Raw genomic sequence first — 26,768 nt, forward strand, 5'->3', positions numbered from 1 at the left:
GCGCAGGCTGCTCAAAGTTGAACCCCGGCGGCAGACAGCGCCGGGGGTTTGGCGGCAAGCTTGGCTTTTCCGTTGCCGCACTCAAGGAATCCCATGTCCGTGCTGAATTCGCCCCCAAAGGACCGCCCTCTCGATCTCAACGATCTGTTGCGCGAGCTGGTCGCTCAGGGGCGGGTCGCTCAGGACAGCGCCGAACAATGCCTGACGGTACGCCGCAGCGCGGTGGCCAATCAGCAGCATCCGTTGGAATTTCTCGCCGCACAGCAGCTCGATGATCTGCAGCGCCCCGGCAAGAAGCTCGACCTGGAAACACTGACCGTCTGGCTGGCTGAGCGGGCCGGCCAGCCGTATCTGCGCATCGATCCGTTGAAGATCGACGTGGCCGCGATCACCCCGCTGATGTCCTACGCCTTCGCCCAGCGCCACAGCATCCTCGCCGTGGCGGTGGACAGCAGCGCCGTCACCATCGCCAGCGGCCAACCCTTCGTGCACGGCTGGGAAGCCAACCTGACGCATGTGCTGAAGCGCCCGATCAAGCGCGTGGTGGCCAACCCGGCGGACATCCAACGCTTTACCGTCGAGTTCTATCGCCTAGCCAAGTCGGTCAGTGGCGCCAGCGGCACCGACCAGAAGATCAGCGGCGTCGGCAACTTCGAGCAACTGCTCAACCTCGGCGCCAGCGATCAGGAGCCGGACGCCAACGACTCGCACATCGTCAACATCGTCGACTGGCTGTTCCAGTACGCCTTCCAGCAGCGCGCCAGCGATATCCACATCGAACCCCGGCGCGAGCAGGGCACTGTGCGTTTTCGCATCGATGGCGTGCTGCACAACGTCTATCAGTTCCCGCCGCAGGTAACGATGGCGGTGGTCAGCCGACTAAAGTCCCTCGGCCGGATGAACGTCGCCGAGAAGCGCAAACCGCAGGATGGCCGCGTCAAGACCAAGACGCCGGATGGCGGGGAAGTCGAGCTGCGCCTGTCGACGCTGCCCACCGCGTTCGGCGAGAAGATGGTGATGCGCATCTTCGACCCCGAGGTGCTGCTCAAAGGCTTCGACCAGCTGGGCTTCTCCGCCGACGACCTGCGTCGCTGGCAGAGCATGACCAGCCAACCCAACGGCATCATCCTGGTCACCGGGCCGACCGGTTCGGGCAAGACCACCACGCTTTACACCACACTCAAGCAGCTGGCGACGCCGGAAGTGAACGTCTGCACCATCGAGGACCCGATCGAGATGATCGAGGGCGCCTTTAACCAGATGCAGGTGCAACACAATATCGAGCTGACCTTCGCCAGCGGCGTGCGCGCACTGATGCGCCAGGACCCGGACATCATCATGATCGGCGAGATCCGCGATCTGGAAACCGCCGAGATGGCCATCCAGGCGGCGCTGACCGGTCACCTTGTGCTCTCCACCCTGCACACCAACGACGCCCCCAGCGCCATCACCCGCCTGCTGGAGCTCGGCGTACCGCATTACCTGCTCAAGGCGACGCTGCTGGGTGTCATGGCCCAGCGCCTGGTGCGCACGCTGTGTCCGCACTGCAAGGCGCCAATGCAACTGGATGCCGATGACTGGACGGCGCTGACCCGGCCCTGGAACGCCCCGCTACCGACCACCGCGCAGCAGGCGGTGGGCTGCCTGGAGTGTCGCGACACCGGTTTCCGCGGTCGGGCCGGGGTTTACGAGATCATGCTGCTCAACGATGCGATCAAGCCCTTGATCACCGCCGACACCGACATCGTCGCCCTGCGCCGCCAGGCCTTCAAGGACGGCATGCGCAGCCTGCGCCTGTCCGGCGCGCAAAAGATTGCCGCTGGCCTGACCACCGTGGAAGAAGTCCTGCGGGTCACGCCGCAGAGCGAGCAGAAATAGTCGGAGGCTCGACGCGTTTGTACGAGGGATGTCGATTTTTACACCCACCACAACTCCGTCCGGTGGATCGATGAAGCGTGATCCACCCTATGCCAGCTCGCGCCGCGCCAGCCCCGCATTTGCGCGGATAACGCCGGCCCTGGCGACGGGCTGAGCGCTGAATCAGCCGCCCGAGCGTGCCGCGAGAATGGTCGCCACTTGATTGGGCTTGCAGTTGAGGTAGGCAGAAGACTGCAGCCATTGCTGATCGGGATACCAGGAGAACATGAACTGGCCGCCCTTGAGGCTATCGACCACCATACGCGCCACCTCCGGCCGGACCGCCGGGCAGCCCTGGCTGCGACCGATCCGGCCCTGTGTGGCGATCCAGGATGGATTCACATAGTCAGCCGGATGGATGACGATGGCCCGCTCGCGGGCGCGGTCATTGATACCTGGCTCCAAGCCATCCATGCGCAGCGAATAGCCGTGCTTGCCGCTGTAGCTTTCGGCAGTACGGAACAGGCCGATGCTGGACTGATGACTGCCGACCATATTGGAGAACTGGGTGGCGTGGTTGTCGCCGGACTTCTGGCCATGGGCGACCAGATCCTCAAGCAGCAATTGCTCCTGTTCCAGATCGAATATCCACAGCCGGCGCTCGCTGGAGGGCAGCGAGAAGTCGATCACCGCAAGGCGCTGCGCCGCACCAGCGCCGTTATTCACTGCGCACTGCATGGCGGCGACCGCGTGGGTCAGCACCTGACGATCAAGCTTCGGCGCCAGCCGGGCCAGGCTGTCGACCATGGGTTGATACGTTGCGTTGGCCGCCAGCGCAGGCGAGGCGAGGACGAAAAAACCTACCGCCAGGCAGGCACCTCGAAGCATGGACATCATGAGCAAGCAACCTCGTCGGGCTCGGTCTGAAGACGTTTTGCCTTGGCCGGCACCTTATACTCGCCGCCGATCACCGCAGCGACGCAACTGAACCGAGCGGGGCGAATGCACGCCAAATGCTCGGCAGGATGTGTTTTTATGGCCCCCGAAAGCATCTCGAGAGATGCCAGAACGGCGGCCTACAGGCGCGCAGTCTAGCAGTCACAGCAATGCTCTGGAGCGAAACGTTGTTCAAAAAATGTGCATTCCGTCTTGCCGTCTGGCTCTGCCTGGTGCCCGCCTCAGCACTGGCTGAACTGCCGATTGCGCAACCCACGCCGCTCGAAACAGTGCTTAGCGCGCTGCCGCAGAGTTGCCCGACGATGCCTGACCGCCTGGCCCCGGATGCCCTGCAACGGCTTGCGGCCTTCTACCGGGCTGTTCATCACCAGCCGGTGTGGAACGCTTACGCCATGCTGGACAGCCTCTTACAGCAGTTGGCTCAACTGGCCGATGATGGCCTGGACCCCGCGCACTATCAGCCAGAGCGCATCCGCGAGCAGCTTTACCAAACCTCGACCACTGCGCTGCAGCGTGAATGCAGCGACATCCTTGCCAGTTACGCCTATCTCGAAGCGCTGCACCATCTTTCGCACGGTCGGCTGCGGCAGGCGGACGTCGAACCCATATGGCGCAGCCCGGCCACACCGGAACCTGATGATGCCCAGCGGCTGCTGCAGATAGCTGTGCAAGGCCTTACAGACTTGCCTGCTGCGTTCGATCATGCACGGCCGGCTCATGCGCTCTATCGCGACCTGCGTGCCGCTTATGCCGCGTTGCGCGTGGCCCCTGCACCTGCGTGGCGGCCTCTTCCAGCCGGCCCGACGCTGCGACCTGGGATGAGCGATGCGCGGGTCCCGCTGCTGCGTGAATTGCTGCTTGCCGGTACCGGCAGCACCCCGCTGATGGACCTGCGCTACGGCGACGAGCTGGTCGAGGCGGTAAAAGGCTTCCAACATCAGCACGGTCTCGACGACGACGGCATCATCGGTAGCGGAACCTTGGCCGCGCTCAATGTCAGCCCAGCTGAACGCCTCGACCAGTTGCGCATCAATCTTGAGCGCCTGCGCTGGGTCAGCCGCGATCTTGAGCCGCAATCGCTGCTGGTGGATATCGCCGGTGCGCGACTGATCTATTTTCGCGACAGTTGCCCGTTCTGGCAGACACGCACCCAAGTTGGCCGCGAGGCCCGCCAGACTCCCCCGCTTAAGTCGCAGATCACTCGCCTGACACTCAATCCCACATGGACCGTGCCACCCACCATCCTGCAGCAGGACAAGCTACCGCTGATTCGCCAGGATCGCGGCTATCTGGAACGCCACCAAATGCGCGTGCTCGATGCCCAGGGCAACAGCCTGGATCCCTACGCCGTGGACTGGAACAATCCGCGCGGCATCATGCTGCGACAGGATGCCGGCCCGACCAACCCGCTCGGGCAGGTGGCGATTCGCTTCGCCAACCCGTTCTCGGTGTACCTGCACGACACGCCGAGCAAGCCACTGTTCGGCCGCGCCGCACGTGCAGTCAGCTCCGGCTGCGTACGTGTCGAGGGCGCGCTGCAACTGGCGGACCTGCTAGTGGGCGAAGCAGAGCGCGACACCGTCGCCAAGCTCTTGCAGACGGGTGAAACTCATGAGTACCGCCTGGCCCATCACACGCCGATCCTGATGGCCTACTGGACGGCCGATACCGATGACACCGGCGCGCCACGCTACCGTCCGGACATTTACCGACGTGACGCCGCACTGCTCGAGGCGCTCAATGCGGCGCACTAGACCGGGCGCCGAGCCTTGCGCGGCCCACTCCACAACCCCCCGTTCGTCGGGAGTTTCGTCGCCTGGCGCCTGAACCTCACGGCCTCAGCGTAGTCTTTTGCTCACCACTCGACATTGGCCTTGGGCGCCTGAGTGGTTAACTAATAAAACCGTCTGAATTACTCAGTGCCATGGATAGCCGAGCAGGACATTTTGAACGCCGAAAACAGCGCTCCCACAGCGACTTGGAATGAAGCTGAACGGCTGATCGCATTGGCTCGCTTCACCGCGCTCGACACCCCGCGCGACGCGGATCTCGACGAGCTTGCCAGCATGGCCGCAGACCTCTGCGCCTGCCCGGCGGCCGCGGTTCACTTCATCGATGACCGATACCAGCACTGCACAGCTGCATTAGCGCTGGACAGCCAGCCCGTTGCGCTCGATCGCTCGCTTTGCGCTTGGGCAATCCGCCAGGCCGGGCCGGTGGTCGTCCAGCTCGCCGATCGCCTCGCTGCTCCGTTGGAGATGCCGCGACTTGCCGACGGCCGACCCGCCAGCTTCTACGCCGCCGCCATATTGCGCACCGACGATGGATTGCCGTTGGGCACCCTGTGCGTCTGCGACCATCAGCCTCGCGAGCTGACGCCGCGCCAGTACGAGCATCTACAGGCGATGGCGCGGCAGGTAATGGCACTACTGGAGTTGCAGCGGTTGCGTGCCGAAGAGGAGCGCAGCCGCCAGATCATCGACAGCGCCAAGGATTACGCCATTCTTGCCACTGACCTGCAGGGCCAAATAACCAGCTGGAACAGCGGTGCGCAACAGGTCCTCGGGTGGTCCGCCGCAGAGGCGCTGGGCCAGCAAATAGACTGCATCTTCACCGACGAGGATCGCGCGCAACAGGCGCCAGCGCAGGAAATGCGCACGGCGCTCAGAGATGGCAGTGCAATCGACGAGCGCTGGCACCAACGCAAGGATGGCACACAGTTCTGGGCCAGCGGGGTTCTCACACCACTGGACCATCATGGCCAGACGCAAGGCTTCGTCAAGATTCTGCGCGACTTGACCGAATCACGTCTGCAGCAGGCAGCCACCCGTGAAATGGAAGAGCACTATCGCACGCTGGTCGACCTCAGCCCGCAGGTGATCTGGCAGTGCGATGCCCATGGCAACCTGAGGTTTTGCAACAGTTACTGGTGCGAATTCACCGGTCTAGACGAACAGCATTCGCAGGGCGAAGGCTGGCTGGCAGCGGTCGCCACGAGCGATCGTCCGCGCATTGCCGAACAGTGGCAGGCCGCACTGCAGAAGAAACTGCCGTTCAAGCTCGAATTGCCATTGCGCGATGTCGATGGCAGTCCGCGCTGGTTTCAGGCCAGCAGCGCTCCGCTCTACGACGCCGACGGCCAACTACTACGCTGGGTCTGCGTAGCGCAGGATATCGATAGCCGTCGTCGCTCGGAGATGCAGCGGCTGGAAAGCGAAGCATTCACGCGTTTGCTACTGGACTCGGCCAACGAGGGTTTCTACTCCATCGACCGCAACGGTGCGGTCACCCTGTGCAACGACGCGTTCCTCAACCTGCTCGGCTTCAATAGCCGCGAGGAAGTGCTAGGCCGCCAATTGCACCAGGTGATTCACCATAGCCACCCGGACGGTACGCCATACCCGGCACAGGAATGTCCGATCCAGCACACGGCCATTACCGGTGAACCACGGCATGTCGAGCATGAGCTGTTCTTCCGCGTCGACGGCAGCAGCCTGCCTGTCGAATACCGTGTAGCGCCGATCTACCGAGACGGCGAACTGCATGGCGCCATCTGCACATTCAGCGACATCAGCGAGCGTACCCAGCACCAGGCGCTGCAGGCCTTCCTGCTGGAGCTGAGCGACTGCCTGCAGACCGATACCGATCAGGTCGACGTCTGCTGCGTGCTCGACGAGCGCCTGGCGCGGCTGACCCACTGCGACTGTATCGCCTGGGCAACCGTGGAAGACGGTGCGCTGGTTGTGCAACAGGAGTGGCTGGCGCCGGGTGCGCCAAGTCGCGGCGGTCGTCATGACCTGCCTGGGGGCGGCGCGGGTCTCGTCGAACGCCTGGCGCAGGAGAACGTAGTCCCGCTCGATGCGTACAGCCCGCAAAGCGACTCGCTGTGCCGAAGCCTGGCAAGCGCCACGCTGCTAATGACCGAACTGCCGGGCGTCGAGTCCGGCGCACAATCAGCCGCGCTCCTGTACGTTCGTAGCGAAATGCTGCCCTGGAGCGTGGACGACCTCGGCCTCGTCCGCGAAGTACTGGAACGCATCCGCGGCGCGGCCCAGCGCACGCAGGCGAACAAGGCGCTGCGCGAAGCTGAACAGCGCATCAGCCTGGCCAACGAGATCGCCTCGATCGGCGTCTGGGAATATCGCGACAGCCACCACACATTGCACTGGGATACCCAGCTCAAGGCCATGGCCGGGATACCGCCAGACCAGCCCGGCCTGGGCGTGCATGAAATCCTCGCGCGAGTGCATCCCGATGACCGCAGCGGATTGATCAGAGCGCTGGGAGACACGCTGGCTGGCAATGGTGATGGAGAGTTCCAGCTCGACTACCGGATTTTCGATACCCGCATCAGCGAGTTCGTCTGGCTGGCCAATCGTGGCCGCCGACTACTCGACCCCAGCGGTGAGGTGCGCATTCTAGGCACCGCACGCAACATCACCGCCGAACGCAATGCGGCCGAGCGCATGCTGCGCATGAACGAGATGCTCGAAGAGCAGATCAAGGACCGCCAGCAGGCCGAACAGCGGCAAACGGCACTGATCGAGCTGGGTGACCTGTTGCGCGAGCAGCACGACAGCCAGACCATCGCCCATGCGGCGGTGAGCGTGATCGGTCGTACGATTGGTATTTCACGCGTGCTGTTCGCCAGCGTCGACATATCCAGCCAAAGCGCCACCATCGAGCGCTACTGGAGTGATGGCAGTTCCGACAGCAGCAGTGAAGTGGTGCATTTTGCCGACTACGGTGATTTCTTCTACGACCTGCAAGAGAACGAACTGGTGGTGATCGAGGATGTGCTGCACGACGCGCGCACCGCGAGCCACGCCGAGAATTTCGCCGAAAGCCAGATCCGCAGCATCGTCTGCGTGCCGCTGTTCGAGCAGGGCCGCATCTCCGCTGTACTCATGCTGCTGGAAGAACAACCGCGCAACTGGTTCGACGATGACATTTCTTTCATCCGCGAAATCGCCGACCGCGCCTGGTCCGCTGACGAACGCATGCGCGCCGAACGCGCCTTGCGCGAGAGCGAAGAACAGTTCCGCACGCTAGCCGACAACATGAGCCAGTTCGCCTGGATGGCCGATCCTGCCGGGCGCATCTACTGGTACAACAAGCGCTGGTACGACTACACCGGCACCACCGGCGAGGCCATGCGGGCCCTGGGCTGGCGCGCAGTGAACCATCCCGATCATCACGAACGGGTCAGCGCATCGATGAAGCGGGCCTTCGCCATTGGCTCGATCTGGGAGGAAACCTTCCCGCTGCGTGGCAAGGACGGCAAATACCGCTGGTTTCTTTCGCGCGCCCTGCCGATTCGCGACGATTTCGGCCAGGTTACCCACTGGTTCGGCACTAATACCGACGTTACCGCCCAAGTCGCCGCCGAAGAGGCCCTGCGCGAACTCAATGACAACCTCGAGCGACGCGTAGCGGAGCGTACCCGCGAACTGGCCGCGATCAATAGCCGGCTGCACATCGAGATGGCGGAGCGCGAGCGGGCCGAGGATGCTTTGCGCCACGCACAGAAGATGGAAGCCATCGGTCAACTCACCGGCGGCCTCGCGCACGACTTCAACAACATGCTGACCGGCGTGCTCGGCGCCCTCGATCTGATCCAGCGGCGCGTCGCCAATGGCGCCACGGGTGATCTGGATCGCTACATCGATGCGGCCACCACATCGGCCAACCGAGCTGCCGCGCTGACACATCGCCTGCTGGCATTTGCGCGTCGCCAATCACTGGATCCCAAGCCTGTCGACGTCAACCTGTTGGTGGTATCGATGGAGGATATGCTGCGCCGCACCATGGGCGAGCACATCCAGCTCGAAGTCGAGCTACAGACCGATGCCTGGGTCGCCTATACCGACGGCCATCAGCTGGAAAACGCGCTGCTCAACCTGGTGATCAATGCCAGAGACGCCATGCCCGATGGCGGACGGCTCGGCGTGCACACATGCAATGTGCGCATCCAAGAACACCAGCCGGACGCACCGGAGCCCGGGGATTACGTAGCACTCAGTGTTACCGACAATGGTTCCGGCATGTCGGCGCAGACCATTGCCAAGGCATTCGACCCGTTCTTCACCACCAAGCCTATCGGCCAGGGCACAGGCCTTGGGTTGTCGATGGTTTATGGGTTCGCCAAGCAGACCGGTGGCCACGTGCGTATAGACAGCACGCTGGGACAGGGCACGCGGGTGATCCTCTACTTACCGCGCAACCAGACCGAAAACGACGTGCAGGGCGCGCCGGAGCAGCAGACGGACGTACCCAGCGCCCAGCAAGGCGAGATCGTGCTGGTCGTGGAGGATGAAGCCGCGGTGCGCATGCTCGTGGTCGAGGTGCTGAACGAACTCGGCTATCAGGTGCTGGAAGCCTGCGATGCCAGCAGCGCCCAGCCTTACCTGCACAGCGAACAGCGTCTCGACCTGCTGGTCACCGATTTCGGCCTGCCCGGCATCAACGGACGGCAGCTGGTGGAAGGCGCGCGGCAGCATCGACCTGAGCTAAAAGTCCTGTTCATCACCGGCTATGTACCAGATGAAGAGATGCGTAACGACTTCCTCGGCCCGGGCATGGACATCCTGGCCAAGCCATTCAGCATCGACATCCTGGCTGCGCGTATTCGCAAACTCATCGACAGTACAAGCTGAGCGGCAACCGGAACTCTCGTCCGCGCATCGCACTCACAGAAGTACGACAGCACGGAGGTTCCGCTCATGCGCAAGACACTTTTGGTGGCGTTTACCCTGTCCCTGGCCCCTATCGGCAGCACCATGGCAGACGGTCTGGTACGTGACATCCTGTCGTCTGGTGCGACCACCGCCTCGACCTACATGACCTTCAAGGACAACAAGCTGGTGATCCCCGCTCGCGAAGAGGCAGGCAGCTTCGTCGCCAGCAACGGTGAAATCCGCGGTCCGTACCTGGAAGCCATGCTCAAGCAATTGCGCAGCGATCAGCCGCAGCTGCAGGCAACCGACATGGAGCTGGCAAGCGCCATTCTGGCGGCCGAGCAGTCTCGCTGAACGGCGCGTGCCGAACCATTCACCATCTACGCGAGGACAGTTCATGAAGAAGAGCGCTTCCGCCGTCTGGCAAGGCGGCCTGAAAGACGGCAAAGGCACAATCACTACCGAAAGCGGCGCGTTGAAAGACAATCCCTACGGGTTCAACACTCGCTTTGAGGACGCTTCCGGTACCAATCCCGAAGAGCTGATCGGTGCTGCTCATGCCGGTTGCTTTTCCATGGCGCTGTCCATGATGCTCGGCCAAGCCGGGCTTACAGCAGAACGTATCGACACCCGCGCCGAGGTCACGCTCGACAAGGATGGTGAAGGGTTCAGCATCACCGCGATCGACCTTACCCTCAAGGCACGGATCCCGGGCGCGGACGAGGCGCAGTTCCAGCAAATCGCCAACCAGGCGAAGGAAGGTTGCCCCGTATCGAAAGTGCTCAACGCACGCATCAGCCTGAATGCCACACTGGAAGGCTGATCCGCCTGGGCAGACGCAATAACCGGTTCAGCTGACGCAAAAAAAAACGCCACCCCGTTGCCGGAGTGGCGTTTTTGCATCCGGCCGAAATCAGCCGCGGATGTTGTAGATGTCCTTCTCGTTCAGCTCGGCGTATTCATACAACCGATTGAGATAGGCACTCTGCTGCTCCCACACCTTGGAAGCGACCGGATCGGCCTTGGCGGAGGCATCCACCACTTCAGCCGCTACCTGCTTCAGGCGCGCCAGCACTTCGTCCGGCAGACGGCGTACTTCCACGCCCTGCTCGCGCAGCTGCTCCATCGCTTCCATGTTCTTGGCGTTGTAATCGTCGAGCATGTCGCCGTTTACATCACGTGCGGCGGCACGAACGATGGCTTTCAGATCATCCGGAAGCGTATCCCAGGCCTTCAGGTTCACGTCCAGCTCGAAGGTGACGTTCGGCTCCTGCCAGCCCGGCGTGTAGTAGTACTTGGAGGCCTTGTGCAGACCCAGCGCCAGGTCGTTGTATGGGCCGATCCACTCGGTGGCGTCGATCGCGCCGGTCTGCAGGGCAGTGAAGATTTCACCGGCCGGCATGTTCACCACGGTGCCGCCCATCTTGGTCAGCACTTCGCCGCCCAGGCCGGGCGTACGCATTTTCAGGCCCTTGAAGTCGTCAACCGAGTTAATTTCCTTGTTGAACCAGCCAGCGGTCTGCACGCCGGTCGCGCCACAGGCCATCGGCAGCACGCCGTAGGGCTTGTAGACCTCTTCCCACAACTGCATACCGCCGCCACGATGCAGCCAGGCGTTCATTTCCTGGGCATTCGGGCCGAACGGAAGAGCGCAGAAGAACTGCGCAGCCGGCACCTTGCCCTTCCAGTAGTAAGGTGCGCCATGGCCCATTTCAGCGGTGCCACGCGATACCGCGTCGAATACTTCGAGCGCCGGGACCAGCTCGCCAGCGGCATAGACCTTGATCTTCAGCCGGCCACCGCTCATTTCGTTGACCAGATTGGCGAAGCGCTCGGCACCTACGCCAACGCCTGGGAAGTTCTTCGGCCAGGAGGTGACCATCTTCCAGTTGAATGTCTGCTGTTCGCTGGCCTGCTTGCTTTCGCCAGCTACCGGCTTGTCGCTCTTGTCATTGCAGCCAGCCAGAGCGGTGGCCGCCAGGCCAACGCCAGCGGCGGTGAGAATGTCACGACGTTTCATGTTGTTACTCCTTGTTATTTGTTCTTATTGCGCAACGGCAAGACCACGCTCTCTTTGCCGGACCGCCGCGCTTTTCGTTCCGTGTACGCCCAACGCCACGCTGACTGAGGGCGCATGCGGCGAAACCTGCGCCGGATACACAGACGCCGTTCCGGGCTCGACTAACATTAGAGCGTCCGGCGCCTCAAGCCTAGCGTATAAGCTAAAAGTCGTAGGCCGATTGCTGCGAAGCCCCAGTGCTGCAAGAATCGCCGCTTCCGCCAACCTTGCGTCTACTAAGAAGGACTACAAATGTCCCACAGCCCCTCGCCCCTGCTGCGCGTGGCTGGCCTAATCGATGCGTGCAACATGCGCCTCGGCCAGTTATGTGCCTGGATCACCCTGTTTCTCGTCATCGGTACTACCATCGTGGTGATACTGCGCTACGGTTTTGGCATTGGCGCAATCGCCCTGCAGGAAGCCGTGATGTACGGCCATGCGCTGGTGTTCATGGGCGCAGCCGCCTGGACCTTGCAGCGCAACGGTCATGTCCGCGTCGACATCTTCTATCAGAAATTCAGCGGCCGCCGGCAGGCGACAGTCGACGGCGTGGGCCACCTGCTGTTCCTGTTGCCCGTGTGCCTGTTTCTCGGCTGGAACAGCTGGGATTACGTCAGCAATTCCTGGTCGACGCTCGAGGGCTCGAATGAATCCGGCGGACTGAAGTTCGTCTACCTGCAGAAGAGCATCATCCTGCTGCTGGTCGGCAGCCTCGCGCTGCAGGCGGTTTCCGACCTGATCAAGGCGGGCTATCGCATCACCGGACGCCTGCCTGAAGCAGAGCAGGAGGTGAAGCATGGGTGAGATCATGGCCATCCTGCTGTTCATCAGCATCTGCTTCGCCCTGATGTCGGGTTACCCGGTCGCCTTCACCCTTGGCGGCATGGCGCTGCTGTTCGCCGGCATCGGCGTGGTCACCGGCTCCTTCGACGTGGGTTACCTGCACGCGCTGCCGAATCGCATCTTCGGCATCATGAACAACCAGACGATGCTGGCGGTACCTCTGTTCGTCTTCATGGGCGTGATGCTGGAGAAATCCCGCGTTGCCGAAGACTTGCTGGAATCGATGTCGCGACTGTTCGGCACCATGCGCGGCGGGCTGGCCATCTCGGTCTGCGTGGTCGGTGCGCTGCTCGCTGCCAGTACCGGTATCGTCGGCGCCACCGTGGTCACCATGGGTCTGCTGGCACTGCCGACCATGCTACGCCGCGGCTACGACCCGGCCATTGCCACTGGCACCCTCGCCGCCACCGGCACGCTCGGGCAGATCATCCCGCCTTCGATCATCCTGGTTCTGCTCGGCGACGTGATGTCCAGCGCCTTCCAGCAGGCACAGCTGAAGATGGGCATCTTTTCGCCCAAAACGGTTTCGGTCGGTGACCTGTTCGTCGGCGCGCTGATTCCGGGTCTGTTGCTGGTCGGCATGTACATCCTCTACCTGATCGCCGTGGCGATCTTCCAACCCAAGAAGTTGCCCGCACTGCCGCAGGAAGAACTGGGACCGATCGAGTGGGGCAAGCTGATCGGCTCGCTGCTGCCGCCGCTGCTGCTGATCACCGCCGTGCTCGGCTCGATTCTGGCCGGGTATGCCACGCCCACCGAGGCTGCCGCGATCGGTGCGCTCGGCGCGACGCTGCTCTCGATCGCCAAGGGACAGCTGAACTTCACCCAGCTCAAGCAAGTGGCGTTCGGCACCACCGAGATCACCTCGATGGTGTTCCTGATCCTCATTGGCGCATCGCTGTTCTCGCTGGTGTTCCGCGGCTTTGGCGGTGAAGTGCTCATCGAAGACGCTCTGCATTCGCTGCCTGGGGGCGTGCTAGGCGCGTTCCTGGTGGTGATGCTGGTCATCTTCCTGCTGGGCTTCATCCTCGACTTCATCGAGATCATCTTCGTGGTGGTGCCTATCGTCGGCCCGATCCTGCTGGCCATGGGTCTGGACCCGGTCTGGCTCGGCGTGATGTTCGCCATCAACCTGCAGACGTCGTTCCTCACCCCGCCGTTCGGTTTCTCGCTGTTCTACTTGCGTGGTGTCACGCCACGCAGCGTACCGACCAGCGTGATGTACAAGGGTGTGCTGCCTTTCATCGCGATTCAGATCGGCATGCTGGTAGTGGCCTACATGTGGCCGGGCATCGTCACCTGGCTGCCGGAGCAGGTCTACGGCAAGTAACTGATCCCGCGACGCCCGTCTCGACGGGCGTTGCGCTTCCTGCGCCCTCATCCCGCTACAATCGGCACCCGCCTGCACGCCCGGCCCGTCGATGCCAGCTTCCCCTACCCTCCACGAGCGCTTCCTTGCGCTGGACCGTTTCCTCACAGAGCACCAGTCGCTATGGCGGCCGCGCCCGTTCGTCTGTCGGACACTGCCTTGGGAAGTCGACTTTCCCGAACTCGCCGCCTGGCTCCGCGCTCGCTCGCTGGCCGATGCCGAAGCTGCACATAACCAGCCAGCTGCGCTCGCCGCCCCCGGCCCTTTCCCACAACTGGCTGCCATCGCCAGGCAGCTGAGCCAGATCGACGAGTTGCCCGCCAACGATTGCCACCCCGCCGACCATCGGCAGAGCGTCGATGTACCGGGGCGCAAGTCGCTACAAATTCAGGCATTCGGCGCACGCCTGCAATTTCGCGAAACGCCCAGCCACTGGTTGGATTGGTGCGCCGGCAAAGGCCACCTCGGACGCCATCTGGCCCGCGACGGAGCCGCCCTGACTTGTTTGGAATGGGACGAAACCCTGGTCGAAGCGGGCACGCAGCTCAGCCAGCGGCTGGGCATTGCGGCGACTCACCATTGCCAGGACGTGTTGGCTGCCAGCGCTACCGATCAGCTGCAAGCCGCCCATACGCCAGTCGCGCTACATGCCTGTGGCGATCTGCATATCCGACTACTGCAACTGGCCATCACCAAGCAATGCCGTCAGCTCGCCGTGGCGCCCTGCTGCTACAACCGCATCACCGATGAGCGCTATACCCCGCTCTCGCAGACAGCGAAGGCGTCGACACTAGCCCTCAGCCGCGACGATCTCGGCCTGCCGCTGAGCGAAACCGTCACCGCCGGCGCCCGCGAGCGGCGCAACCGCGATCAGTCCATGGCCTGGAGGCTAGCTTTCGACGTTCTGCAGCGGCGCCTGCGCCAGCAGGACGACTACCTGCCGACACCCTCGCTGCCCAGCGCCTGGTTGAAGAAGAACTTCGCTGACTTTTGCCGCGACCTGGCCGCGCTCAAGCAACTGCCTGAGCCGGGCAACGAGGATTGGGCAACACTGGAACGCACTGGCTGGCAGCGCCTGGCCGAGGTCCGCAACCTGGAGCTGCTGCGCGGCCTGTTCCGCCGACCGCTGGAACTCTGGCTGTTGCTCGACCGTGCATTACTGCTGCAAGAACAGGGCTACCACGTTCGCCTGGGCACCTTCTGCCCCAGCGAACTGACCCCGCGCAACCTGCTATTGCTCGCCGAGCGCGACTCACCCATGCAGAATGTGAAGCCGCCTGAATAAGCAACTGCAAGTCACCGTAACCAAACGGTTTACTCGCCGCGCGCAATGGATATAATGGCGACCCTAAATTGCCGGTATAGCTCAGCTGGTAGAGCAACTGACTTGTAATCAGTAGGTCCCGGGTTCGACTCCTGGTGCCGGCACCATACACAGAAAGGCCCGCAGAAATGCGGGCCTTTTTCGTTTCTGTTACTTACTGGCTCGGATACCAAGCCCGCAACATCGCGGGCTTGGTGTACTTCAGTTGCTCAGTACTTTCCGATTGCGTTGAAGAACCAACCCTGGCTGCGGAAGGACATGTCGGTCAGGTCATCGCTGAAGTCGCTGAAGTTGTAGCCGACCCCCGCCTTGAAGTGGTTACCGAAGTGCCGGTAGGCACCGACCAGCATGCCAGTGCGACTGTCCTTCGCCGCGAACTCGTCACGGCGCCGGACTTCGGCCATCAGGTCCCACTTCTTCACTACGTGCCAGTCCACCCGTGCTGCCATCAGCTGGCCGCGGCTGTCGAACCAGTCAGCCGAGGTGTCGCGGCTCATGCGCAGCTCGCTCAAGCGATAGGCGTACTTGCCGCCGACGCTCCAGCGCTCGCTCAAGTCGTAGATGCCGTCAACGGCGAACACATGGCTGCGCTGCGCGTAGTCGACGTTTCTACCGGTGGCCGTAGATACCTGATCCGGCGGAGGGAGGTCTGCCAGGTAGGTATATTTGGTTAGCAGGTTGAGCTTGTCGTTGAGCACAGGCCGGTAGGCATAGCCGAGCGAGGCTTCAACGAAGTTGCCATCGAAGTAGTCGCCCCGGTCGGAATCGCCCACGGAGAAGTCCAGCTTGCCGATGAAGCGCCAGTCCGGGTTGACCTTGTAACTGATGTTGTTGCGCATCAGCCACACGCTCAAATCCTGTACCGCGCTGCTGTCCTCGCGATATTCCAGGCGGCTGGCATAGCGCAGCTCGCTATTGCTGTAGCCGACCTTGCCACCGATGGCGCGGCGCTTGAGCGCGTAATCGGTTTCCTCATTGAAGGTGCCGAATTCCGCGGTTACACCGTAGCTCCAATGATCATCCGGTGCGAAGTCCAGGCCGTAGCCCTGAATCAGGCCAGCCTGATCGCCATGCTGCAGACGTTGCTCGGCATAGACGCTGGTGCTGTCGGTCCAACGCGACCTGGCGCCAGATACGAACTGGCCAGTTCGGCCGCCACCTCCCAGCCCGCTGCGGCTGCCGAAGCCGTCGTCGCTGCGATCCGAGTCCAGCTCGTAGCTGAGGTAGACATTGGTGCGGTCGGAGGCGTCGTAGCCCACTCCGGCCTTCGCGCCGAGGCCGAGGTTGCCGCCAGAGAGCTCGCCGTTCAGCGAGGTGCGCTCATTGAGGCGATAGTCACCGCCGACGCCCAGGCGATTGTTGGCCTGACGGCTGCCATCACGATTGACCGTGCCTTGGCCGAAGCCATACACCGACCAGTCCTTCTCGGCGTGATAGAGCGCCTGGAACAGCGCGTCGGTGCGCTCTCCCTCGTCGTAGTTACCGTTGTCGTAGCCGGCATAGGTGCCGGTGTAGAGATTGCGGTAGGCGCTGCCATAGGTCTGCCGGTCGTTGCGCAGGCCGGCGGACAGGCGCCAGGCGTCGCTCAGGTCATGGGCGATGCCGCCTTCCACGGCGCGCCGCGAGCGACCGCCGTCTTCCTCGGTCTGGTCGGCCTTGAAGATGGCCTCGGTGTTTTCGCCCAGAGGAGCCGTATAGCTGCCGCCGACCTGATCGCTGGCAAGCTCCGACAGGCGACCCGGCGCGGAGAAGCCGGCGTCGCGGCTCTCGTAGTAGAAGGTGCCGCGACCCTCGGAGTCCTCAACCAGGTCCTTGAGGTCAAACGCCGTCTCGATACGATTGGCTCTGGCGCGGCTATCGGTGCCAGCCATCTCCTCGCCGAAGCCGAAGCCACCGTCGAAAGAGAAACGCTGATTGAGGCTGTCGCCCTCGCTCTGCGCCGACTCAAGCTTCAGCCAGGTGCCGTCGCTGTGGCGCAGCAGCAAGTCACCGCCGCCCAGGGTCTGGTCCTGGCGACCGGTCTGCTCCTGCATGCTGCCGGTAACACCAACACGCACCTTGTCGTTGACCCAATAGGCCGCGCGGCCGCCGTAGGCGAGATCGTCGAGGCGCTCCAGCCCCGGCGAGTATTCATAGCCGACGACAAGATAGGCCGGGTTGCCCGACAGGCTGCCACCGGATCGGATCAGCGTGCTGCCATCAGCGCTGGCCGACAGTGGCTGGGTGAGGATCACCCGGCCCTGCAGCGAGTTGATCTCGTAGTCGATACCGGCGACCAGGTCCTGACTGTGCAGTACCAGTCCCGAGTCCTTGTCGCGGACCTCGATACGCACCCGCTCACTGCCTTCGCTGATGTCCTGATGGCGAAGGTAATAGAGCGAACCACCGGTACCGCGGAAGTCCTCGCGCGCCGAAGCGGTGCCCGGCTCGGCGGCGAAGCCTTCGACCTGCAGGCGGCGCTCGCCAAACGCGGTGAACGCGTCGTCACGGTAGCGTGCCTGGGCACCATAGAGACTGCGGTCGATCTGGGTCAGCTCGGTCTCGCGGATCTGCGAACGGAAGTTACCCCACATGACATGGGACTTTTCGTCCTCGACCTTGGCGTAGAACTTGCCGCGCGTTGGTGCGTCCTCGACCAGGGTCGAGTCATCACCGAAGGTCGCCCAGCCCTTGTCGGAGTCGCTCATGCGCCTGAGGAACTCGCGCGGATCTTTGTCGTTGAAGTTGCTGAAGAGGCTCTCGGCCGGTTCTTCACCGGTATCAACGCTGGCGGTGACGGTGTACTTGTCGTCGATCTTGCCCTTGCTGTAGAAGGCCAGGCGGCCGTCAGCGTAGAGTTTGTCGTCGTAGTAGCGATCTTCCTGGGTAACCAGGCGGGCCGGGCCGCTGGTGTTCTGTTGGCCAACGGTGAAGTCGGCGATGGCCACGGTAAACCAGTCGTTTTGCGGCAGGCGCAGGTCGCGTCGATAGATGCGGCCCTTACCCTCATCGTCGAGCACTGCCACTTCCACGGTATGCAGGCCCCGCGGAATGATCTGCGCGCTGGCGAATGTGCCGCTGCCATCGACCGGCACCGGCCGGCCCATGACGAACACGTGCTGGTCGTCCTTCACCTGCTTGCCATTGATGGTCACGGTACCGCCCGCCACCGGAATGTTGTGCCGCTGTAGGCGATTGCCGCCGTAGCCGGCGAGCAGGTCGGCGGCGACATCTTCCGGCGACTCTGCCGGTAGTTCACCACGGGCAACATTGAGCAGCTGCACGCTGGTCTCGTCGAAGCGGCCTTGCTCGTCATACACGCGCAGCTGGTAGTAGATACGCTCGGGCGTGTCGGCCGGCGGCGTCCAGCTGCCGTTGAGCTGCTCGTCGAGTTCAATGGTCTGCAGCAGGCGAGGTTCGCCGAACAGGCGACGCTTGCCGAGAATGCGCACTTCGGCGCGCTTGATCCAGTGCAGGTAGTTGCTGTAACCGCTGAAGGTCTGCGGCTCGCCGATGCGCGCTACCCGTGCCCCCGAGACCAGGTTCAGGCGCGGCTGCGCCGATAGGTTGTCGAAACGTACCTGCAGCAGGTCCTGGGCCAGCGCGACGTCGACGCAGCGCTGGTTGTCAGCGCTGCCGGCAACGCCATCGGCGCCCTGCGGCTGACCATCGACGCTGATACGGAACGGCGACACGCTCTCTCCAGCGATGCTTCCCGCCGCGCAGTCCTGCGGTTTTACCGGCGTGCTTACAACGGACTCGTCATACCAGATTTCCACTTCTACCCGACGATTGAGCGCCCATGCCTGGGCGCTGTCGCCCTGCATCAGTGGCTCGCTCGGCCCACGGCTGTCCAACATGATCTGTTCCGGCGCCAGATGCAGGCGCTGGCGGAAGATCTCACCGACTTCACGGGCGCGCTCCAGACCCAGGCCCTGGTTGTCGCCATAGATGGGTTGGGTACGCGCCGACAGGCGCTGCGGATCGGTGTGCCCGATCAGGCGCAGGCGCAGGTTGCGCTTACCGGCCAGGCGCTCGACCAGTTTGGCCAGCGCGTCGCTATCCTGCATCGGCACCGCCGAACGTCCCGAGGCGAAACGCACCACCGGAAGCCCGTCTTTAAGAATTACCGAGCTGATCTGCTCATCACCCATTTCGACAAGCCGCTCGCGCACGCCCAGGGCGCCGTCGAGCTGCCAGAGAATCAGCCGCTCACGCGGCAGTTCACGTTCGGCATTGGCCGGCAATGCCGGCAAGCCACCCGGGGTAAAGGGACGGCGCTGCAGCAGCGACTCGTCTTCCATCGCCCCGCGTGGCCCTTGCAGACCACAACCCTTGCCCACTTCACATTGCTCCGCGGCGTGCGTCACAGCGACGGCCAACGGGTTCAGCGCCAGTGCGGCGACGCCACAAACCATCAAATTACGCATGCTCATCGGATCACCTCCACGCTGTCAGTCGCCGGTACGATTTCTTCCTCCAGTTGCAGGTCGTAGCAGCAGTCGTGGGGCTCCCAATGCTCCTTTATCCAGTCCTTCACATACGCAACCCGGGCGCGGGCATCTCTGATCTTGCCGTCCACCGGCATGCGGTAAGCGATGCGCAGAATCGACGGCTCGGCATAGAGCAGCTTCAGGACTTCTTCCAAGCGTGATTGGTAATGCGCGTTCAGCTGGTTGCCAGTCCCAAAGGCATCGCTGCTCAGGTCCAGACGCACCACCCGATGGATGCTCGCACCGAAGTTGGCCTTGACCAGGCGGCCCTGGGTCATGCGAACGACGCGCGGGTTCTCGGTAATGATCCGATAGCCGCTTGGCAGGCTGCGCTCGTCAACCTTGACGATGAAGTTGCTGCCACGCAGCTCGCTTGGCACATCGGCACAGGCGATGTGATAGCGACCGTATTCATCCGTCGTCACCAGCCAGCCCTTTGGCGTGGCCACGCGCACGCCAGGGATACCAGGCTCGCCTTCGTCCTGGTAGCCGTTGCGGTTCTTGTCATCGAAGACTTTGCCGATCAGGTCCGAGCAGTCGAAGGTCGGATCGGCGACTACCCGCACGCTGGCGGTGGCGACGTTCGACACCCGCGCAGCGGCAGCCAGATTCAGCGCCCAGGTCTGGTTGATGTATTCGTTGAAGCCAACGCCAGAGCCCACCACCAGCAGCAGCTTGATCCTTACCGACTGGCCGCCATTGAGGGTGCGTTCAGGCCAGCGCAGACGCCGACCCTCGACCAGCGGCTCGACCGGCACGCCGTCGATCTGAGCCGATTTCTTGATGTACTTGAAGCCCGGCGGCATCTGGTCCTCGATGACGATGCCCGTCAGCGTGGTGGACAGCGTGTTGCGCGCGGTCAGTACATAAGGCACCAGCTCGCCGCGGGTCACGTTGACCTTGGCGGTGTTCTTGGTCATCACGATGGCGCCGCCAAGGATAGGGTCGAGCGGGATGTGGTTGTTCACCACGTCTGCCGAGCCTGCACCAAGAACGAAGCTGAAGTAGTACTGAGTGGTGCCGTTGTTAGCGCCAAGCCCTGCGGAACTGGCCGGGCAGGCGGCGGCGTCGTGCAGGGTCACCGCTTCCGCTGGCGCCTGGTTGCTGGTCTGCACCAGCGCAGGATCAGGAATGGCCGTGACCTGCAGAGTATTGCTGCACGCCGGAATCAGCGTCGACGGCCCTTGCAGGTAACCGCTGGGAGCGGTGACCGTCAGGGTGTAGGTACCGGCAGGCGCGCTGGACAACAGCAGGAACTGATACAGGCCGTCGGCAGCAGTGATCTGCTGCAACGAACCGCCCAGCACCTGAGCCGCCGTGAAGCCGGCCGGCCCGCTGATACTGACCACGGCACCGCGCACTGGCTGCCGGCTGATGGCGTCATAGACCACCCCAGCCGGATCGATCGGCAGGCTCTGCTCGACGACGTTGCGGCCCGCGGTGATGGTGATGTTGCTCAGGGTGCCGTCACGGTTGTCGGCACCCGCCGGGTTGCCCGGTCCGGCAGTGCCCGGCGTGTGCGCCAGACCCTGCTCGTTGGGTACCGGCCGGCCGAACAGCGTGCCGGTCTCCGGATGACGGAAGCGTACTTCGTAGCCGCTGCCCGGTGTCAGGTTGCTGAAGGCGTAGGCGCCGTTGGCATCCGACTGAGTGGTGGCGACGATTGCGCCGCCCTGCACCAGTTCAACGTTCCAACCGGCCAGACGAGTCTCGCCCGGGTCGAGCACGCGGTCGTGGTTGGTATCGAACCAGACCGTGCCCGACAGGCCGGGGATGCTGACCTCGGCAAACCAGTTGTCGACCGAGAGCATGGTGCTGGTCAGGTCGATGCTGCTGATGCGGCTAGGCCCTTCACTGACCACGCCACTGGCGCTGCCTGCAGTGGTCGAGCCGTTGAGCAGCCCGCTGGGTTGATTGGGCTGCAGCAGGTCATAGATGCCAGGCGGCAGACCGATGAAGCTGAAGCTGCCGTCGCTCCCGGTCACGGTGCTCAGATTGACCGGGTTGCCGTTGATGTCCTGGCCGCTGAGCAGCACCGTTTCGCCGCCCAGGCCGCTGTCACCGGTACCTGGGATGCCGTTGGTGTCGCGGTCATGGAAGATCCGCCCGTAGATGCTGCGGCCTGTGACGATCTCGGCGAAGTTGTTTTCTTCCGACGCATAGCCCGAGGCCAGCGTGATGCCGCTGATCGCGCTGGGCACGATGCCTGGCGCGGTCACACCCGGCGCTGCACCGGCGCTGTTACCGGCCACGGTCAGGCCGTTGGCGGTCCCCGCCGGCTGGGTCGGCTCGGTGACCGTATACGTACCAGGCTGCAAGCCGCTGAAGCGGTAGTTGCCGCTGGCGTCGGTGGTGGTGGTCGCGTTGACCGGGCGATTCTGCCAGTCGGTGCCGCTGAGGTTGATCACCACGCCGGCCAGACCGCGGTCAGCGCCCTGGCGGATACCGTCGTTGTTCTGGTCGATGAACACCGCGCCGCTGAGGCTGGCAGGTGCCACCTCGGGGAAGTCGTTGCGCTGCGACCCGCTGACTTCACCACCCGCGCCGTCGCCATTGAGCACGATGGCCTCGATCTGGCTGCTGGTCTCGCTGGCATTGCCGGCGGAACCCGGCGTGCCGCTGCTGCCGTTGGCCGGCGTGATGCTGCCAGCTACCGGTGGTGCGTTGAGCGTGCCTGCAGGCTGGCTGGCCTGGCACACCGAATAGGTGCCCGCCGGCAGGCCGGCGAACAGGTAGTTGCCCGCCGCGTCGGTGTTGATCGGATTGAGCAGGCCGTTGATGCCGCTGACCGGCGTGCCACTGGCGCAGCTGGTGCCACTGCGCAGCTCGATAGGCACCCCACTCAGCGGCATGTCGGAACCGGGTTGGAAGACGCCGTCCTGGTTGTTGTCCAGGTACACGCGCCCGGAGATGTAACCCTGGGTGCTGACCGTCAGCGGCGCGTAGGCCGGCTCCGGGTTGTCGCCCAGGTCGGTGCGCAGCGCGCCGGCCGGGATCACGTTGGTGTGCTCACCGGCAGTATTCGCGGTGACATCCACTTCGATGGTGCAGCCACCTGCCGGCACCGCGGTGCCGCTAGCCAGGCGCACGAAGGTCGCCGCAGCGTTGGCGGTGACGTTGGCGGCCGGGCAGCTGCCGCCCAGGTTCGGCACCGCCGCGACGCGGACCTGGCCCGGCGCATCCGGCAGATTGTCGGTAAGCGCCGCGGTCAGCGTCATGGCGGCGGGATTCGGATTGTTGATGTAGATGGTCAGCCGCGAGATGCCGTTCTGCGCGATTACTGCGGGAGCGAACTGCTTGCTGACCGTCGGCGGGCTGGAGATCACCAGTCGGGCGCGGGTCGGTTCGCTATTGCTGACGCCTTCAAAGCTGGTCACGCCGCCTGCGGGGATGGTGTTGGTGTAGCTGCCGGCAATATTGCTCAGCACCGCCACGCTGACCACGCAGTTGCCGTTGGCCGCCAGGGTGCCGCCAGCCAGGCGCACCGAGGTCGCCGACGGCGTGGCAGTGACACTGCCGCCACAGCTGTTGGCGATCGCCGGGACCGGCGCCACCACCAGGCCGCTGGGCAGGCTGTCGAGATAGCCAAGACCTGTGAGCGGCGCGTTGTTCGGGTTGTCCAGGCGGATGCTCAGGGTATAGGCCGTGCCGGCATTGCCAGTGGCGGTGCCGGTGGTGAAACCGACCGGATTGCCGACATCCAGCGTGCGGGTGGCAATCGCCTTGTGCACGATGATCGGCGCCTTGACGCGCAAGGTGTCGCTGGTCGGTTCGTTGTTGCTGATCGGGCTGCCACCGGTGGTGGCGCTGATGCTGCCGGCCGGAATGACGTTGAGGTAATCGCCCTGGGTCGCCGAGAGCACGTCGACTTCCACATAGCAGCTGGCCGGCGCGTTGCTGCTGCCGGCGGCGATGTTGCCGCCGCTGATGCTGACCTGGCCCGCAGCGCTGCTGACAGTGCCTTGGCAGGTGGTCAGGGCGTTAGCCGGACTGGCACTGACCAGGCCTGCCGGATAGCTGTCGGTCAGGGTCAGATCGCTGATCGGCTGCGAGGTCGGGTTGTAGAAGGTGATGCGCAGGCGCGAGCGCTCGTTTGGCGCCACCACACCCGGGGTGAACTGCTTGGTCACGCCGAGGCCGGTGCTGGTCTGCAGGCTGCTCGATGCAGGCGAGGTGTTGCTGACGCCTTGGTCGGTGCTGATCGCGCCGACCGGTACGGTATCGGTCACGGTACCGGTGGTGACCATGGTCACGTCGACCGTCACCGAGCAGGTCTCACCGACCGCTAGATTGACTCCGCTCAGGCTGAACGAGCTGGAATTCGGCGCGGCGCTGGCCACTCCGCCACTGCAGTTGGTCACCGCATTGGGCACGCTGGCGATGCGCTCACCGGTGAGGGTGCCGCCCGCCAGGCCGGTGTCGGTAAAGAAGTTGCCCAGGCTGAGGTTGGTCAGGTCCAGACCACCGCCGTTGAACAGCGTCAGGGTCAGCTGGGTCACCGCCCCTGGTGCCGCCACGCTGGCGCTGGCGTGGTTGACGCCGACCGTAACGGCACCGCCGCTGCCGTTCTGCAGGGTCGCACCGAAGGGGGTGACATTCTGCACGCCGCCTGCGGCCGTCAATTGGCCCGGCGCAATGCTGTTGACCCAGTTACCGCCGCCGGTGGCGGTGACATCGAACAGCAGCGCACAGCTGCTGTTGCCGGCAAGCTGCGCGCCAGTCAGGCTGACCAGCGCAGCGCCAGGCGCGGCGGCAATCACCGGCGAGCCGGCGCAGGTCGAATAGGCGTTGGCCGGGCTGGCCACAGTCATGCCGGCCGGCAGGTTGTCGCTGATCGCTACACCGTTCAGCACGCCCGCCTGGCTGTTGCTCAGGGTCAGGGTGACGGTCGAGCGGCCGCCGGGCTGGATGCGGTTCGGGGTGAACGACTTGCTGCCGCTCAGCGCCGAAAGGAAATTGATGGTGGCCACCACCTCAGGACTGGTCAGCGTGTCGGTGCTGTTGTCGGCGAAGGTCTGGGTGGCGCTGGCGGCCACACGGTTGTCGTATTGGCCAGCAGCACCGGTAACGTTTACTCGCAGACGGCAGCGTCCCGCAGCATCCAGACCACCGCCAGCACGCGCCGGTACGCTGGCGCCGCTGAGGATCACCTGATTGCTGCCGGGCACCGCAGTGATGGTGCCGCCGCAGGTGCTGGACGCGTTGTTCGGCGAGGCCACCAGCATCGGCGTGCCGTTGCTGCCCAGCGGCAGGCTGTCGGTAAGGCTGACGCTGGTGAGCGGCTGGGCGGACAGGTTGACCAGTTCAATGGTCATGGTCGCTGCCGTTCCCTCGGGCTTGGAGCTGGCGTCGAAGCTTTTCTCTACCGTCAGCACGCTGCTGCTGACGCTGAACGAAGCGTCGGTGGAGACGTGGTTGCAGATGTTTCCGGGAGTGCAGACGCCACCGGCCGGGATCTGGTTGATGATCGCACCGGCGGGCGCGCTGGTCGGCACCATGGCCCAGAAGGTCACGCTGCAGTTCGCCGAGCCGCCATTGCTGCCGGCCGGCATGTCGAAGGTGAATACCGGCGTGCTGGCGCTGCCGCCAACGCTCAGCGCGCTGCAACCGGGACCGATCAATGCGGGCGCTGGCTGAGCGAGCAGAAGCATGCCGTTGGGCAGGTTGTCGGTAAGCGAAACGCCACTCTGCGGGCTGGTCGAATAGTTGCGCGTGGTTACGACAAACTGCACCGGGTTGCCGGGCGCAGCGATGGCCGGGCGACTGGTCTTCTCCACCAGGAACTGGTCGACCACGTTGACCGAGGCGCTCACCCCCTGGCTGACCACGTCTGCCGGGCTGATGACGTTCACGTCACCCGTCGCGATGGTGTTGGTAAAGGATTGCGGCACACCGGCCACCGCCAGATCCGCGGTATAGGGCACGGTGATCACGCAATTGGTATTGGGGGCCAGCGTTCCGCCGGTCATCTGCAAAGTCGAGCTGCCGACGCCGCCCAGACCGGCAAGGCTGGAGCCGCCGGTACAGTTGGCGCTAGGCGCAGAGGTGATGGTCAGCAGACCGGCGCCGTTGTCGATGACATCACTGAAGGTGCCCAGCACCATGGTGCTCAGCGGGCTGGCGTTGGTCAGGGTGATGCGCAGCGTCGCTTCCTGGCCCTTGGCGACTGTGCCGGGAATGAACGCTTTGGCTACGCGCAGGGGCGCGGTGACGGTCAGGTTGGCCGTGGCGTTTGCCGGCGGCACCAGGCCGCGCTGGTTGGCGAAATCGGTGGTGCGGCTGATGAGGTTGTTGACCGTGGTCGAATAGGCGCTGTCGGAGCCGTCGGCCACCACCAGCACGCTCAGGGTACAGCCGCTGTTGGCGGGAACGGTTCCGCCCACGGCGCGAATCTCGATATCGCCTGGCGCCGGCGCGAAGCTGGGCGGCATGGCACCGCAGCTGATTTGCACACCCGGCGTCGGCGCCACCCGCAGGCCGAAGTCGCCGAGGCGGTCACGGATGCCGAACGGCGGAGTATCGCCGGCACCATTGAGCGGCAGCGGCTGCGATGAGTTGTTGGTGATGGTCATGCTCAGCCGGGTCGGCTGATCGTCCTTGACGATGCTGTTGGGCGAGAAGCTTTTGCTGATGCTCGGCGCCGGCAAGCTGTTGAAGTTTAGCGACTGCTGCGCCGGATCGGCGTTGCTTACCGGATTTCCCAAATGCATGCCGGAAACCGAACCTGCGGGGATAAGGTTGGTGCCGTTGCCGCTCAGGCTGGTGACCTGCACGACGATGTCGCAGAAGCCTGCCTCGGATCCGCCGTTCATGGGCGGGATCACCCCGCCACTGAGGGCGATGGTGTTGCCGCCCAGCGAGGCATTGATGGTGCCGGGGAAGTTGCCGTTGCTCAGCGAGCCCGTCACGGTGCCAGTGCCGTCGCGACACTCGGCGAATACCAGACCGTTACCGGCAACCTGAAAGCCCGCCGGCATGGTGTCGGTAAACGTGACATTGGTGATGTCGCCGCTGGCGAAGCTGTTGGTGAGGTGAATCAGAAAGCCGTCGGTATCACCGATGAACTTCGGATCGGCAAACCCCGCAGCACGCGTCTTGCTCACCCCCAGGTCTGCATGCGCCGCCAGCGGCAGCAAACTCAGACCTGCCCAGAGGCTCCCCATCAACACCTGTAACAGGCGCTTCCTGCGAACGTTACCTGGCACCACAA

Annotated in this window: 12 protein-coding genes and 1 tRNA gene; 9 read left to right on the forward strand and 4 right to left on the reverse strand. The window is 63.8% G+C overall.

The genetic code is table 11. The annotated features are described in order from the left end of the window. Nucleotides 1-93: 93 nt before the first annotated feature. A complete protein-coding gene (locus SM130_RS20535) occupies nucleotides 94-1,878 on the forward strand; it encodes a GspE/PulE family protein (protein WP_102826709.1) in 1,785 nt (594 codons plus the stop codon). A gap of 162 nt (nucleotides 1,879-2,040) precedes the next feature. Here SM130_RS20535 and SM130_RS20540 read toward each other — a convergent pair whose 3' ends face one another. Then, entirely contained in the window at nucleotides 2,041-2,754 is a 714-nt protein-coding gene (locus SM130_RS20540; RefSeq protein WP_102826708.1) for a murein L,D-transpeptidase catalytic domain family protein, read from the reverse strand. Nucleotides 2,755-2,981: 227 nt separating this feature from the next. Between SM130_RS20540 and SM130_RS20545 the strand changes: the two genes are divergently transcribed. The 4 genes from SM130_RS20545 (at nucleotide 2,982) to SM130_RS20560 (ending at nucleotide 10,314) form a co-directional block, all read left to right on the forward strand. Beyond that, the gene (locus tag SM130_RS20545; protein WP_256044963.1) at nucleotides 2,982-4,568 is read left to right on the forward strand and encodes a L,D-transpeptidase family protein; all 1,587 of its coding nucleotides are present in this window, start codon (nucleotides 2,982-2,984) and stop codon (nucleotides 4,566-4,568) included. Between the two features lie 192 nt (nucleotides 4,569-4,760). Further along, nucleotides 4,761-9,470 carry a hybrid sensor histidine kinase/response regulator gene (locus SM130_RS20550; RefSeq protein WP_102826706.1) on the forward strand — a complete coding sequence of 1,570 codons (4,710 nt, stop codon included), beginning with the start codon at nucleotides 4,761-4,763 and terminating at the stop codon, nucleotides 9,468-9,470. A 66-nt stretch (nucleotides 9,471-9,536) separates the two neighbouring features. After that, entirely contained in the window at nucleotides 9,537-9,845 is a 309-nt protein-coding gene (locus SM130_RS20555) for a DUF2388 domain-containing protein (RefSeq protein WP_102826705.1), read from the forward strand. Nucleotides 9,846-9,888: 43 nt separating this feature from the next. After that, nucleotides 9,889-10,314 (forward strand): OsmC family protein, encoded by a 426-nt coding sequence (locus tag SM130_RS20560; protein WP_102826704.1) that lies wholly within the window; start codon nucleotides 9,889-9,891, stop codon nucleotides 10,312-10,314. Between the two features lie 90 nt (nucleotides 10,315-10,404). Here SM130_RS20560 and SM130_RS20565 read toward each other — a convergent pair whose 3' ends face one another. Further along, complete coding sequence (locus SM130_RS20565; protein ID WP_102826703.1) at nucleotides 10,405-11,511, reverse strand: TRAP transporter substrate-binding protein; 1,107 nt, start codon at nucleotides 11,509-11,511, stop codon at nucleotides 10,405-10,407. 291 nt (nucleotides 11,512-11,802) lie between these two features. Between SM130_RS20565 and SM130_RS20570 the strand changes: the two genes are divergently transcribed. From SM130_RS20570 to SM130_RS20585, 4 genes are all read left to right on the forward strand, one after another. Then, nucleotides 11,803-12,354 (forward strand): TRAP transporter small permease subunit, encoded by a 552-nt coding sequence (locus tag SM130_RS20570; protein WP_102826702.1) that lies wholly within the window; start codon nucleotides 11,803-11,805, stop codon nucleotides 12,352-12,354. Beyond that, nucleotides 12,347-13,723 carry a TRAP transporter large permease gene (locus SM130_RS20575; protein ID WP_102826701.1) on the forward strand — a complete coding sequence of 459 codons (1,377 nt, stop codon included), beginning with the start codon at nucleotides 12,347-12,349 and terminating at the stop codon, nucleotides 13,721-13,723. The genes SM130_RS20570 and SM130_RS20575 overlap by 8 nt, the downstream gene beginning before the upstream one ends. Before the next feature lie 91 nt (nucleotides 13,724-13,814). Next, the gene (locus SM130_RS20580; protein WP_102826700.1) at nucleotides 13,815-15,047 is read left to right on the forward strand and encodes a methyltransferase; all 1,233 of its coding nucleotides are present in this window, start codon (nucleotides 13,815-13,817) and stop codon (nucleotides 15,045-15,047) included. A gap of 70 nt (nucleotides 15,048-15,117) precedes the next feature. Beyond that, nucleotides 15,118-15,193: transfer RNA gene (locus tag SM130_RS20585), tRNA-Thr, on the forward strand. Nucleotides 15,194-15,295: 102 nt separating this feature from the next. On the opposite strand, the gene SM130_RS20590 is transcribed toward SM130_RS20585, so the two are convergent. Then, nucleotides 15,296-19,501 (reverse strand): OmpA family protein, encoded by a 4,206-nt coding sequence (locus SM130_RS20590; protein WP_102826699.1) that lies wholly within the window; start codon nucleotides 19,499-19,501, stop codon nucleotides 15,296-15,298. Then, nucleotides 19,498-26,763 carry an SdrD B-like domain-containing protein gene (locus tag SM130_RS20595; RefSeq protein ID WP_146029759.1) on the reverse strand — a complete coding sequence of 2,422 codons (7,266 nt, stop codon included), beginning with the start codon at nucleotides 26,761-26,763 and terminating at the stop codon, nucleotides 19,498-19,500. Before SM130_RS20595 ends, SM130_RS20590 begins: the two co-directional genes overlap by 4 nt. Between the last annotated feature and the right edge of the window lie 5 nt (nucleotides 26,764-26,768).

The organism is Stutzerimonas stutzeri (assembly GCF_038561965.1).
Lineage (GTDB): Bacteria > Pseudomonadota > Gammaproteobacteria > Pseudomonadales > Pseudomonadaceae > Stutzerimonas > Stutzerimonas stutzeri_AA.